The organism is Flavipsychrobacter sp. (genome assembly GCA_041392855.1).
Classification (GTDB): domain Bacteria; phylum Bacteroidota; class Bacteroidia; order Chitinophagales; family Chitinophagaceae; genus UBA5543.
On record JAWKLD010000001.1, the window covers coordinates 755,332 to 768,747 of the forward strand.

Here is a 13,416-nt window from a genome sequence, read left to right on the forward strand (position 1 = left end):
CACTAATTTATCATAATACAGCCTAATATTATAGTAGTTTTATTATTTCTTATTTCAGTTTAAGCTTTATAGTGCTATCTATTAGGTGTTATCTGTTTAATAATTTAAAGGCTATATCTCTCCCCATCTTTTGATTTATGGCAAGATTGATCCAGAAAAAAGCAAATTGTTCCATCAAATCAAAAAAAATATTTCCTCCAATGTCATAGCATTGGCCAAAATTTGCATCCTTTGCTAGCTGGGTTGCAATTTTTTTACCGTATTCACTATCTCCTGCTACAAATGCATCTATCATCGTTGTCTTGTATTTTGTATCAATCATATTGTTATAACCTGTTGTATTAAAACACTTGACCACATTTTGGCAATTTGTATTTAACAAAATCGCATCTGTTGTATTATTGAATCCTTTCAACTGTTTATTGATGTTATTCATAGCATCAATAATTACTTTTTCTTTTGTGTTACCAAGATTACGAGCAATATCGATAACTTTTGAAGCAGGGACAGATAGCAAAATCACTTCCGACAGTGCTACAGCTTCTTGGACATTGTGAGCAGTTATATTTTTATTCTTCAATAATTCAATTCCTTTAAACTGATTAATATCTCTAACCCCTAAATGAATTGTATGTCCTGCATCATGCCATTTTTGAGCCAATGCACTACCTACATTGCCTGTCCCTATAATTGCTATTTTCATACGCTAAAAATCTTTTCTGATAAAAATACCTGTATTGTTATTGTAGTTGGGTAATGTGTTTAACTCTGTAAGGTTTAGAGCAATACCCATTTGCATATATTTGTTTTCCAATCCAAGCCTTACTCTTTGCACGCTCAAAATATGAGTTGTATTATTCATCAAAGTATACAGTTCTAAGCTCGTATATACTTTCCATTTGTAATTTATTTTTGGTCTATATCTTATAATTGAAAACCAACTATAATTGAGTTCTTGACCTATTTCTGTAGATAATAATGCAAAAATCAAAACATTTTTTGATGACCTAAAGTAGTGTATGCCTACATCTCCACCTGCATTATTTGTAGATAACCTGCCTAGTGCAGTAATACCAATACCTTTCTTTATTGTATAATTTATATACGTACCCGTAAAGAGATTCGTTTTTTTTTGATAATCAACAGTAGCTCTTGTTCTGTTAAATACAGATAAGCTCCTTTTTTTGTTAATAGGTTTTAGCCATTGAACATCAGTAAATATATTTTTTGTACCAGCCATTACTTCCAAGCTTTGACTGCTTGCTGCTTTGCTCAATATTATAGTAGCTATCAGTACTAATATTTTATCCATACAAGAAGATTTAACAGCACTTGCATATGCAAGTGCTGTTGAGATTAGTTGCTATTTAATAACTGCTCTATTACAAGTTTTGCTGCATCGGCACCGGAGTTTTGTTGTTGTCCAGTTATTAAGTGTCCATCGGCAATGGCGTAAGAAGAGAAGGCGTCGGAGACTTTAAAAGTTGTATTAGTTATTTTTTTTGCTTCTGTCTCTATTCTATACGGCTGTATTTTCATTCCAACAGCTTTATCAGCATAGTCTTCTTCAGTATTGGCAAATCCAGTCCATGTTTTACCTTCTACAAGTAAATCACCGTTACTTTTTTTAGCGCCAAGTAATAATGTTGTAGAATGACAAACAGCAGCGCTAGGTTTGTTCTTTTCGTAAAAGCTTACAAATAACTTTTCCAGCGTTTTATTGTTTTTGAAAGTATACATGGGCCCTTGGCCGCCAACAAGGAATATGGCATCATATTGATTCACATCTACTTTGTCAATACTTTGAGTGTTGGAAAGCATATTATTAAACCAGTCTTGCTGCATGTACCCTAGTGTAATAATATCGTGTGCCGAATATCCACTCTCATCTGTAGGATTGGAGTATGTATCCATCATAAGCTTTCCTCCTTCTGTTGAAACTAATTCTACTTCATAACCAGCTTCTTGAAATACGTATAATGGGTGTGTTAGTTCAGCAGCCCAAAAGCCTATCGGCCAACCGGTCTGCTCTGATGTAGTAGGACTACTGGCAACCATCAGTATTTTGCCTTTAGGTGAGGCACCATGTTGGTGTATGTAATTTTTAACTTCTTTCACGTTACTATCCTTTTTTGTAGTCTGAGAATTTGTTTTACATGCTATTGTCATTGTTAACAACAGTAGCGCAATAGTTATTTTTTTCATTGTTTATAATTTTGAGCGAATTTCAATTTATTTAGTATGTTTGGCAACATACTTACCCTAAAGTGGGATACATACTTTTAGGAAAGTAAAATGATTATTAAATAATTATATATTATGCCAGAATTTATGTATAAAGGTAAACTATACTATAACCCAGTAGAGTTTGCCATGGATAGGATAGGCGGGACATGGAAAATGCCGATTTTATGGAGGCTGAAAGATAGAATAATGCGTTACAGTGAGCTAAAAAAAGATATACCACATATAACTCATAAAATGCTTACTTCTCAGTTGCGACAATTGGAAGAAGAAGGTTTTATACACAGAGAAGCATATCCTGTGATTCCTCCCAAAGTAGAGTACTCTATTACTCAAAGGGGTAAAAGAGCTATCAAGATAATAGACACCATTAGAAATTATGGACTTGAGCTTATGGAAGAGTTTGGAGTTAATGATGAAAAATAACTAGCCAAACTTCTTGTTTAAAGTGTCAAAGCGGTATTTGAAGATGTTTAATAACTGTTTTTTTACGAATATGACATGTGCCAGATGCCCCAATATTCCTAAAGGAATTTTGTAACTCACTTTGTCTTTCATTAGTGTATTCCCATTAGGTAATGAGGTGAAAAAATGTTCATGATGCCACATGCTGTACGGTCCAAAACGTTGTTCGTCAATGAAGTGAGAAAGATGTTCTACATGGGTGATCTCGGTAACCCAAGAAGTTTTTATACTGAATAGTATGCCAATTTTATAGGTGATTATCTGACCTGTATATGCTTTTGGTGGTAATTCTGATGTGATAACAAAACCCATATTCTTTGGTGTGATTTCTGCTAAGTTTTTAGGTGAGCTGAAGAAGTTCCAAGCCTCTTCAATAGAGATAGGTAGTTGCTGTTCACTAGTTAATGTATAGATGCCAGAGTGTTTTTTTATGTCAATCATAAGTACCTTTTTAACTAAATACAATAATAGCTACCAAAATTGGTAGCTATTATGCAATATAATGATATATGAGGTCGTGATTAACTTAATCCTTCTATCTCACCATCAACTAATTTTATGTGATTAGCTTGTGGATTGGCAGGAAGTCCTGGCATACGCATAATATCACCAGCAACTGCTACTATAAAGCCTGCACCTGCATTAATAATAATATCACGTATTGTGAAATCGAAGCCTTCAGGAGCATTGATTAGTTTTGGATTGTCACTAAAAGAGTATTGTGTCTTGGCAATACATATTGGCAAGTTTCCGAACCCTTGTTCTTCAAGGCGTTTAATTTTAGTTAGTGTGCCTGCTCCAAAACTCACGCTACCAGCTCTATAGATTTTAGTAGCCACTTTCTCTATTTTGGTACGGATACCATCATTGTCATCATAAGTGAAGTTGATATCTTTAGAAGGGTTGTTTTCAATGATATCAACTATTTTTTCTGCTACTGCGGCAGCTCCTTTACCACCTTCTGTAAAGCCATTATTAATAGCAAAAGCTACCCCTTGTTCTTCACACCATTTAGTAATGTAGTTGATCTCTTCATCAGTATCGAAATGGAATTTATTGAATGATACTAAAACACTTTGTCCGAAATTCTTCATGTTTTCGATATGGCGCTGTAGGTTAGGTAAGCCGGCAATTAATGCATCTAGGTTTGGCTTCTTAATATCATCAGCATGAACGCCACCATGTAACTTGAGCGCTGAAGTAGTACACACAATTATCGTTGCTTTAGGTCTAAGGCCTGATACACGACACTTAATATCTAAGAACTTTTCAGCACCCAAGTCGCTACCAAAACCAGATTCTGTAACCACATAGTCGTTGCAACTCAATGCCATTTTAGTAGCAAGGATAGAATTACAACCATGTGCGATATTGGCAAAAGGGCCTCCATGTATAAAAGCAGGTGTGTTTTCCGTTGTTTGCACCAAGTTAGGCAGTATAGCTTCTCTAAGTAGTACTACAATAGCTTCTGCTACTCCTAGGTCTTTTACTGTAAATGGTGTTTTATCTCTTTTATAACCTAAGATTACTTTCTCTATCCTTTCTTGTAAATCATCAACATTATTTGCTAGACAGAACAAAGCCATAATTTCTGAAGCAGGAGTAATATCAAAGCCAGCTTCAGTAGTTACTCCGTTTGAATTTCCTCCCACACCTGTAATAACACTACGTAATGCTCTGTCATTTACGTCAAGTACACGTCTCCATACTATAGTATCTAATGCATCCGCAGTATTTCTATTTTGATGCTGATAATTGTCCAATAATGCAGATATCATATTATTAGCACAGGTAATAGCATGCATATCCCCGGTAAAGTGTAGGTTGATGTCTTCCATCGGTAATACCTGTGAATAACCACCGCCAGCTGCACCTCCTTTCATCCCGAAACAAGGGCCTAAGCTTGGCTCTCGTAATGCCACCGCCGCATTTTTACCTATATAATTCAATCCTAATGAAGTTGCTACGCTGGTTACGGTTTTACCTACACCTGCTTTGTTGGGCGTAATAGCTGTTACTAGAATAAGGTTGTTATTCTTTATTTTTTCCTCATTTAAGTAGCTCAACGGCACTTTAGCCTTTGTTCTACCATATGGAATTATATCATCAGGTTTAATACCAAGCTTTTCTGCTATCTCGTAAATAGGTTTTAGTTTGGCTGCTCTTGATATTTCGATGTCTGAAAGCATAATATATTATAAGTGTTTGTTAGTGTACTGTGATTTTTGCGTCCTGAAAATAATAGGTTTTGGCTCTAGAACCAACATTTTCTTGCTTTTTGGCACATAGTAGAGGCTTTTTCATTTGTTAAACGGTGGTTAACCGCTTGCAAACGCAGGGTTAATAAGGGCGAAATATTTCCTATAGATCGATCGTGGTTGCATCTTTACATCATCAAACGAACAAACAACTAAAACAAACACTAACAACAACCTTTTTAACAAACAAACAAAAACAACAATTATGAAAAAGATCATCGCAATCGCAGCATTAGTTTCTCTAGGTTTCACAGCATCAGCTGATGAGGGTAACGCTAACAGTTCAGCTTCACAAACAGTAAAGCTAGCTTTAAGCAACGCTATCGAAATTACTTTCACTGGAACTGGTAATGCTACAGGTTCTGACGTAACTATCCCTTTCACAACTGTTAATGACTACGCTAACGGTGTTGAGACTAGCGCTCAAGAACTTAAAGTTCGTTCTAATAAAAATTTTACAGTTGCAGTAAAAACTAACGCTGCTAACTTCTCATACAGTGGTTCTACTTCTCCTGCTCCTATCATGCCTGTTTCTGGTGTTCTTGGAGTGATGGTTTCTGCTAACAATACTGGTGGTAGCATCGGTGCTAACTTCTCTAGCTCTGCTTACAACACTTTGACTAGCTCTAACCAAGATTTGATCACTGACGGTGACCGTGGTGGTAACCAAACTTTCTCTGTAAAGTATAAGGCTACTCCTGGTTTCGCTTACCCTGCAGGTACTTACACTGTAGATGTAGTATACACTGCTACTCAAGACTAAGAAGTCTCTCTCTCAAAATATAAAAGAGCAGCCCTTATGGGCTGCTCTTTTTATTATTTATCTAAAATTCTTATTTCCACCCGTCGATTCTCATTTTTCTCCTCCTCAGTATTTTCGGGATTGTGTAGTGGTTTTGTACTGCCAAAGCCTTTGTATGTCATCCTTTTTTTGCTAATACTGTTTCTTAATAGATAGTCATAAATAAAGCGTGCTCTGTTACGAGATAAGTGATACTCTTTAGCGTCATAATCATAACCATCTTTTATTTGGTCGTCTATATGACAGCAAATATGACCTTCAATTTGAATCTTAAGGTTAGGGTTAGACTTCATAGCCATTAATAACTCTTCCATTTGTGGGTAAGACTCGTGCCTCACAATATGACTGCCCGGGTAAAACAAAATATTGTCAAGTGTTATTGTTTCGTTTTTCTTAGCAGTAGTAATCGTAGGCTTAGGTTTCACTGTTTTGTCCACAACCTTAATGGGCTGTGTTATAATGGTGTCTTTCTTTTTAGCAGCTATTGGAGTTGTTGGAGGAGTAGAAGGGAAGCCTCCTATAATGATATCTACACGTCTATCTTTTCTGTAACCTAGGTTCCCATTAAGGATGGTACGACTAATTTCTCCCTTACCAATAACTATTTCTATTTTATCATCTTGTATGCCTAGGCTAGCTAGATGACTACGAACATTGTTAGCTCTTTTTTCTGATAGGGCGATGTTACTAGCTTCATCTCCAACATAATCTGCATAGCCTACAATTCCATAACGTTCATTGATGTCCAATATAGTATGATACGCCAGAGAGTCTAAATACTGCTCTTGTTTGGCATCTAGCTGTGGTGCTGCAAGGTCAAAATAAACACTAATTGTATCTTGCTTTTTTTGTGCAAGGGCAAATAAAGGCAGAAAAAAAATAATAGATATGGCAATTTTAAAACGCATAATACAAAAATAGATAAATAGGGTAGTAGCAACTACTATTCCCTAAGGTGAAAAAACAGGTGATTTTTATTTGGCCAGTATTCTAACCTCTACACGACGATTATTTTTAGGAGATTCATGAAATTTGGAATAGGAAAAACCCTTCCAGTGCAATCGTTTTTCGTCAATGCCATTGTCTACAAGGTATTTGTATACAGAATATGCTCTGTCGTCGGATAGTTTTTGTAATGAGGATTCCAATTCTCGATTATTACGAACGCTAAAAGCGTTGCTAGGAACTCTATATCTTATATTTTCATGATGAACATGCCCCTCTAGTCTAATAATAAGTTTAGGATGCTCTTTCAAAAGCTTTAATAAATATTCTAGTGTAGGCATTGACGATTCTAATAATGTAGCCATGCCTCCTACAAAATACAATCGGTCTAATTTGAATTTCTCTCCAGGTTTTAGTTTTTTAATATCTACTGTTGGTGGTTGCGGACTAGGAGGCATTGTTGAGGTGTCAGCAATGATATCCACTCTTCTATTATTTTGGTTGGGCAAACCTTTGATTCCTACAGCTCCTTTGCCTATAAGTACATTGATGTTCTGTGAATCGATGCCTAAATATTTTAGGTGGTCAAATACTACTCGAGCTCTTTTGTTGGAGAGTTCTAGATTAGCAATTTCATCCCCAGTATTGTCGGCATAGCCAATTATATTATATCGTTTATTTTGTCGTATTACATTATAATATACAAGTGAATCAAGCTTATGTATACCGATGTTATTTAGTTGAGTAGATGATATGTCAAAGTAGAAATATGCTATATTTTGTGCTATGGCATTAATATGACCCATTAATAGGGTGAGGATCAATAGGTGTTTCATAGTAATAAAAGTACTAATAAATATTGTAACGTAAAAATACGTTATGGTGCTGTTGTGGTAGAATTGAACTCTTTATCTTTTATTAGACTTTGTTTTATCCTATCTAGGTTAATGGTTGTAGAAATAACAAGTGTAGTATATGGTGCATCCACAAAGCCTTGCTGGTAGAGTAGCTTGTAGTTAATTAGTTTGTCCCTATTAGAACGTATAGATAAACGGCTCACCACAGGTCGGTCTCCATTGTTAATATAACCAAAGTAGCCACCAACTTGCTCTTCAATTATAAAGTGTGGGTGTGTTAGTTCAATACCAGCTCCATATAGTACAGCATCGTCCTGTTTGTATTGGCTACTGTATGTTTGCCATACATACATTCCTGCCATTATATAGTGTCTAATGGATGTAAAGTTCAGAGCTTTAAATGGTATGGTTCTACCAATGGATAAGTTGAAATAATATCCGGGTGCATCGGTAAATCTTGCCGCTTCAAGGTTGTTGCCCGAGGCAGTTTTTACACCAAAAGTAAGTAGTATGTCAGGTCTGTATTTTTGGTGTGTAAGTATTTGATAGTAACCTGAAATATATACATCTCCTACACTATTGCCTTGCCCATCATAATCACGTGTATTTCTTATGTTCCTAGAAGTATTAGTGTCCATGTTGTACACTTCGTAAGGTACAAAGTAGATGCCTAGAGCTGCTTTTTTACCAGCCTTAATAATGGTATTTAAAACACCATTGACGGTTTGATCACCACCACTAATGTGTCCAGCAATGCCAACCTCTAAGAAAGAACTTTTAGGAAGTTTTCCAGTTGTAATTTCGGGTACTGGCAATGCGTTAGGGCCAGTATATTTAGCACTTAAGGTCATGTAGTTTTGCCAAGGCGTTTTCCCATCCCAGTTATGTTTAGTGTTCCACCAAGTATAGTCTTGAGCTTCTGAGATGTTTGTTAAGAAGAGGAGTATAGCGAGTGGAATTATTATACGCATTTTTTCAACTAGTCGGAAAGGTGTAGGTGCAAAGTTACACATCATCGGAATATTAGTCAGCTAAGAGCGAATAAAACTGCAATTAATTCATTTTTATTGATAGGAATAAGCCACTCTGACGTTATCTAATATCAGTTACCTGACATATTATCATAATCACCTATTTGGAACAATTTTTATGCATATACTACTGTAAAACAAACAGAAAATGAACTTAAACAATTTTACAATTAAGGCGCAGGAGATTATCCAGCAGGCACAACAAGTGGCTTACAATAATCAAAGCCCTAATATAGAAGTGGCTCACTTATTAAAAGCACTACTTGATGATAAAGATGGTCCTATAGGTTATCTGCTAAAGAAGAATGGTATGAATACTGCCATTGTAGAAGGTAAGCTTAATGAGCAGATTGAAAAATTACCTACGACCAGTAATGAAGCAGCACAAAGTGTAAGTCGTGATTTGAATAATGTAATACTAAAAGCAAGTACAGTTTTAAAAGAGTTTGGAGATGAATTTGTCACTCAAGAGCATTTGCTAATTAGTATACTTAAGACAAAGTCGGACGTTTCTAAATTATTAAAAGATGCCGGCTTAACAGAGAAAGGCTTGACTGCTGCAATTAAGGAATTAAGAAAAGGAAGTAAAGTAAACTCACAAACAGCTAGTCAAGAATACAATGCATTAGATAAATATGCGAAGAACCTTAACGAACTGGCACGTGAAGGAAAATTAGATCCTGTAATAGGTCGTGATGAAGAGATACGTAGAACTTTACATATTCTTTCACGTCGTAGCAAGAATAATCCAATATTAGTAGGTGAGCCTGGTGTAGGTAAAACAGCTATTGTGGAAGGGCTGGCGCATCGTGTGATCAATGGGGATGTGCCTGATAACTTAAAGTCTAAAATTATCTATGCACTAGATATGGGTAGCCTCATGGCTGGTGCAAAATATCGTGGTGAATTTGAAGAAAGGTTGAAGGCTGTAATAAAGGAAGTGACGGAGAGTAGTGGCGAAATTATCATGTTTATCGACGAGATACATACGTTGGTAGGTGCAGGTGCTATGGAAGGCGCTATGGATGCTGCTAATATCTTAAAGCCGGCACTAGCCAGAGGAGAGCTTAGAGCCATAGGAGCAACTACTCTTAATGAGTACCAAAAATACTTTGAGAAAGATAAAGCATTAGAGCGTCGTTTTCAGAAAGTTTTTGTTGATGAGCCTTCTAATGAAGACGCTATTTCTATCCTACGTGGATTAAAAGATAGATACGAAAACCATCACAAGGTTCGTATTAAGGATGAGGCTATTATCGCAGCAGTAGAGCTCTCTACAAGGTATATAACCGACCGTTTTTTGCCAGATAAGGCTATTGATTTAATAGATGAGAGTGCAGCCAAACTGAAACTTGAGCTAAACTCTATGCCAGAGGAGCTTGATGAATTGGAACGTAAGATCCGCCAATTAGAAATAGAAAGGGAGGCAATAAAGAGGGAAAATGATGAAACTAAGTTGAAAAGCTTGAATCAGGATATATCACTATTGAATGTGCAACGTGATACCTTGAAAGCTAAGTGGTTAGAAGAAAAAGAAATAGTTGACCAGATCAATCGTTCTAAGAATGTAATAGAAGAAAGTAAACTATTGGCAGAGCAAGCGGAACGTGAAGGTGATTATGGTAAAGTAGCTGAGATACGTTACGGAAAGATACAAGAAGAAGAAGCTACTATAGAAAAACTAAGTGCACAATTGAATAATTTGGATTCAGAGCACAAAAGGTTGTTGAAAGAAGAAGTGGATGCAGAAGATATAGCAGAGAATGTTTCTAAGGCAACTGGTATCCCTGTGCAACGAATGTTACAAAGCGAACGTTCTAAGCTACTTAATTTAGAGGCTGAATTGCACAAGCGTGTAGTGGGACAGGATGAGGCGATTGAGGCAGTGGCAGATGCGATACGTAGAGGTAGGGCAGGCTTGCAGGATCCGCGCAGACCAATTGGTTCGTTTATCTTCTTAGGTACTACAGGTGTGGGTAAAACAGAGTTGGCTAAGGCGCTTGCCGAAATACTGTTTGATGACGAGAGTATGATGACGCGAATAGATATGAGTGAGTATCAAGAGAAGCATAGTGTGAGCCGATTGGTAGGTGCGCCTCCAGGATATGTAGGTTATGATGAAGGTGGACAGTTGACGGAAGCCGTTCGGAGAAAACCTTACTCTGTTGTTTTGCTTGACGAGATCGAAAAGGCACACCCTGATACATTTAATGTATTGCTTCAAGTACTTGACGATGGAAGGCTGACGGATAATAAAGGTAGAACGGTGAACTTCAAAAATACCATCATCATAATGACAAGTAATATGGGTAGCCATATTATTCAAGAAAACTTTGCAGAATTAGAAGGCAAGGATATAGATACTGTAGTTGACGCGACTAGAGAGCAGGTAATGGATGTATTAAAACAATCTGTAAGACCCGAGTTCTTAAATAGGGTAGATGATGTAATTATGTTCCGCCCATTAATGAGAAAAGAAATAAGTGGAATAATAAGGATACAGTTGCAAAATCTGCAAAAACAGTTGGAAGGTCAAGGCATACTATTAGAGTTTACAGATTATGCAGTTGACTATCTATCGCAAAAAGGTTTCGATCCGCAATATGGAGCAAGACCATTAAAGAGGGTGATACAGAAAGACATTATTAACATGTTGAGTAAGAAGATAATAGGTGGAGAAATAGATAAGGATAAAAAAGTAGTAGTAGATGTGTTTGATGGAGTTGTGGTGATTAGGAATAATGGACATGAGGTGGAAGCGTAAACGTGAAGGTGTATTGTTTCATTAGGTTTTAGTTTTGGTTATAGCCCTTGCTGTATGGCAAGGGCTTTTTTATCAATTAGCGCAAATGCAACATCCATATTTGATTGTTATGCCTTATTGTCTATTATCGGTTTATGGTATTAACTATCGTAAATGCTTAAATATCAATATAAAAAACATATATTTGTATGTTCTTTATATGAACACCATGTAAATTATTTCTACTACACTAATTGTCAGTAACTACGTAGAGACTATCCCAAAATCAATTTATTATTAAGGTCAACATGAAACATGAATAATCTAAAGAAGTCATATTGTCTAAGATCAATGCTTCTATTATCATTATTGCTGATAAATAGTTTATGTTATTCACAAGATTCTACTAATTCTAGGGGGTATGAGCTAGTCAGGTATGATCATTGTCAGCTCAATATTGACCAAAAGTCGGTCAGTGGAAATACTTTATCATTGACCTATGAAACATTACCGGCAAACCAGTCGGGGCAAAACCATAATAGCTTATGGTTATGGCGTGCTACAGAAGTGCCATGGAAGTATAAGCCTATGAAAAAGCAACTTCTACCAATAGATGCAACGCAAAGTGGTTCTTATGTATTGGAAGAAATTGAAATTAATATTAATACAGCTTATATCGCCTGTTATTCAGTAGACTCTACTGTAGAGCAAATATGTGCTTGTGCACATTTGGCTGCAAATAGCACAGACAATACTAGTGAATGGGTTAGTATAGAGTTGTTGGAAGTAGCCGCAAATTCGCTATCCTTTAGATATAGGACAATGGAAGGGTATTTGCCACTTGATTATGGTAACTGGTTTGGGGTTTGGGAAGGTATGGCATCGCCGTATAATTCATTCCCTCCTGTAGGAAAGGGGAAGCCTGTTAATAATTCAAATATTAATGATGGCGCTATTAATAATATTACACTAGATAGAGGGCAAACCTATACGCTAATATATTATACAGGTAAAAAGTTAACACAGGCTGCTGCCATGATCATTTTTACAGTAAAATAGAGCAGGTTATAATTTATATTATATATATAATTCTCATCGTTGTTTTAGTGAGGTGAAATATTGTGAAATATTTATTTCGAAAGTTTTCTCCTAATATAGAGGAAACGAAATGAGAGATGTAGATGCTTTCATTTTTGTTCAATAATAAACTCAATTATTCATCATTAAAACAGATACAATTATGTCTACACCATTGCAAACAACCGCTATTACCAACATTCCCGTAGTAGTAGGTAATCTATTAAGTGCTAGTTATGAAGGTTTGCCAAATAATTTGCCTAACTCTTATGGCAATTACTTAGTTGTTTGGAGAAACCAAAATACAATACCTTGGAATGATGCTACTCCTGATGGTTATGCGCCAATTGAAGGGAACAGTTCTCAAGGTTCTCAAGTAGTTGACCAGATAGAGATCAACGTAGGTGTTAGTTACATTGTTGGCTACGCGGTTGGGCCTAAAGGTTCCGGTGCAAACATGACATGGGAAAATGTTTGTGCTACAGCATTCATACCGGCTTCAGCTACTGACCCTGTGACTTATAAATCTTCAGCATTAAATAACTTCCAAGTGTTATCTGATTCTGTTACAATGAATTTCCAATTGCCTGATGGTGCAACGCCTAAAACAAATGGAGCTTGGGTTGGTATATGGCAAACAGGTCAAGCCTCTTATACTACAGCTCCAGTTGCTTCTAATGCAATAACCATAGACAGTAGCCAAGGTGGTGCTGCGATCAATGGAGTTTCTATTCTTCGTGGTCAAGTATATACTGTAGCATTGTTTACTAGTGGCTGGAAAGCTGGCGCTGGTGGTGTTAATGTACAAACGGCTATGGCTTGTACGGCTACAATTACAACATAAGATAGTAGTATTTGTTAAATGTTCATAGTTTAAGGTGTTGACAGTATAAGAGTCGACATCTTAAACTTATTATAGTTACTAGGCAAAAAGTCTAGCTGACTTATTGTGCTTTTTCGTTTACAGACTTTGTTCTATACCCTTAGACTTTTC

General features: G+C 36.3%; 13 protein-coding genes. 5 read left to right on the forward strand and 8 right to left on the reverse strand.

Annotated features, from left to right (window positions below):
• Positions 1-88: 88 nt before the first annotated feature.
• The 3 genes from R2800_03780 to R2800_03790 are packed head-to-tail and all read right to left on the reverse strand — an operon-like array spanning position 89 to position 2,205.
• Positions 89-703 (reverse strand): NAD(P)-binding domain-containing protein, encoded by a 615-nt coding sequence (locus tag R2800_03780; GenBank protein ID MEZ5016145.1) that lies wholly within the window; start codon positions 701-703, stop codon positions 89-91.
• A 3-nt stretch (positions 704-706) separates the two neighbouring features.
• Positions 707-1,312, reverse strand: coding sequence for a hypothetical protein (locus tag R2800_03785; GenBank protein ID MEZ5016146.1), 606 nt, complete (start codon positions 1,310-1,312; stop codon positions 707-709).
• Between the two features lie 44 nt (positions 1,313-1,356).
• A complete protein-coding gene (locus R2800_03790; GenBank protein ID MEZ5016147.1) occupies positions 1,357-2,205 on the reverse strand; it encodes a type 1 glutamine amidotransferase domain-containing protein in 849 nt (282 codons plus the stop codon).
• Positions 2,206-2,319: 114 nt separating this feature from the next.
• On the opposite strand from R2800_03790, the gene R2800_03795 reads away from it, so the two are divergent.
• Positions 2,320-2,670, forward strand: a complete 351-nt coding sequence (locus R2800_03795; GenBank protein MEZ5016148.1) for a helix-turn-helix domain-containing protein — start codon at positions 2,320-2,322, stop codon at positions 2,668-2,670.
• On the opposite strand, the gene R2800_03800 is transcribed toward R2800_03795, so the two are convergent.
• Together R2800_03800 and R2800_03805 are read right to left on the reverse strand one after the other, a co-directional pair.
• Positions 2,671-3,150, reverse strand: coding sequence for an SRPBCC family protein (locus R2800_03800; GenBank protein MEZ5016149.1), 480 nt, complete (start codon positions 3,148-3,150; stop codon positions 2,671-2,673). It abuts the gene before it with no gap.
• Between the two features lie 80 nt (positions 3,151-3,230).
• Positions 3,231-4,898, reverse strand: coding sequence for a formate--tetrahydrofolate ligase (locus R2800_03805; protein MEZ5016150.1), 1,668 nt, complete (start codon positions 4,896-4,898; stop codon positions 3,231-3,233).
• Between the two features lie 274 nt (positions 4,899-5,172).
• Between R2800_03805 and R2800_03810 the strand changes: the two genes are divergently transcribed.
• Positions 5,173-5,730 (forward strand): hypothetical protein, encoded by a 558-nt coding sequence (locus R2800_03810; protein ID MEZ5016151.1) that lies wholly within the window; start codon positions 5,173-5,175, stop codon positions 5,728-5,730.
• A gap of 53 nt (positions 5,731-5,783) precedes the next feature.
• Here the strand turns inward: R2800_03810 and R2800_03815 are convergent, their stop codons facing one another.
• The 3 genes from R2800_03815 to R2800_03825 form a co-directional block, all read right to left on the reverse strand.
• Positions 5,784-6,677, reverse strand: a complete 894-nt coding sequence (locus R2800_03815; protein ID MEZ5016152.1) for an OmpA family protein — start codon at positions 6,675-6,677, stop codon at positions 5,784-5,786.
• 66 nt (positions 6,678-6,743) lie between these two features.
• Positions 6,744-7,550 (reverse strand): OmpA family protein, encoded by an 807-nt coding sequence (locus R2800_03820; protein MEZ5016153.1) that lies wholly within the window; start codon positions 7,548-7,550, stop codon positions 6,744-6,746.
• Between the two features lie 41 nt (positions 7,551-7,591).
• Positions 7,592-8,542 carry a hypothetical protein gene (locus R2800_03825; GenBank protein MEZ5016154.1) on the reverse strand — a complete coding sequence of 317 codons (951 nt, stop codon included), beginning with the start codon at positions 8,540-8,542 and terminating at the stop codon, positions 7,592-7,594.
• 208 nt (positions 8,543-8,750) lie between these two features.
• On the opposite strand from R2800_03825, the gene clpB reads away from it, so the two are divergent.
• From clpB to R2800_03840, 3 genes are all read left to right on the forward strand, one after another.
• A complete protein-coding gene (gene clpB, locus R2800_03830) occupies positions 8,751-11,366 on the forward strand; it encodes an ATP-dependent chaperone ClpB (GenBank protein MEZ5016155.1) in 2,616 nt (871 codons plus the stop codon).
• 330 nt (positions 11,367-11,696) lie between these two features.
• Complete coding sequence (locus tag R2800_03835) at positions 11,697-12,404, forward strand: hypothetical protein (protein ID MEZ5016156.1); 708 nt, start codon at positions 11,697-11,699, stop codon at positions 12,402-12,404.
• Between the two features lie 181 nt (positions 12,405-12,585).
• Positions 12,586-13,266: a hypothetical protein gene (locus R2800_03840; protein MEZ5016157.1), complete on the forward strand. Its 681-nt coding sequence runs from the start codon at positions 12,586-12,588 to the stop codon at positions 13,264-13,266.
• The last annotated feature ends 150 nt before the right edge of the window (positions 13,267-13,416 follow it).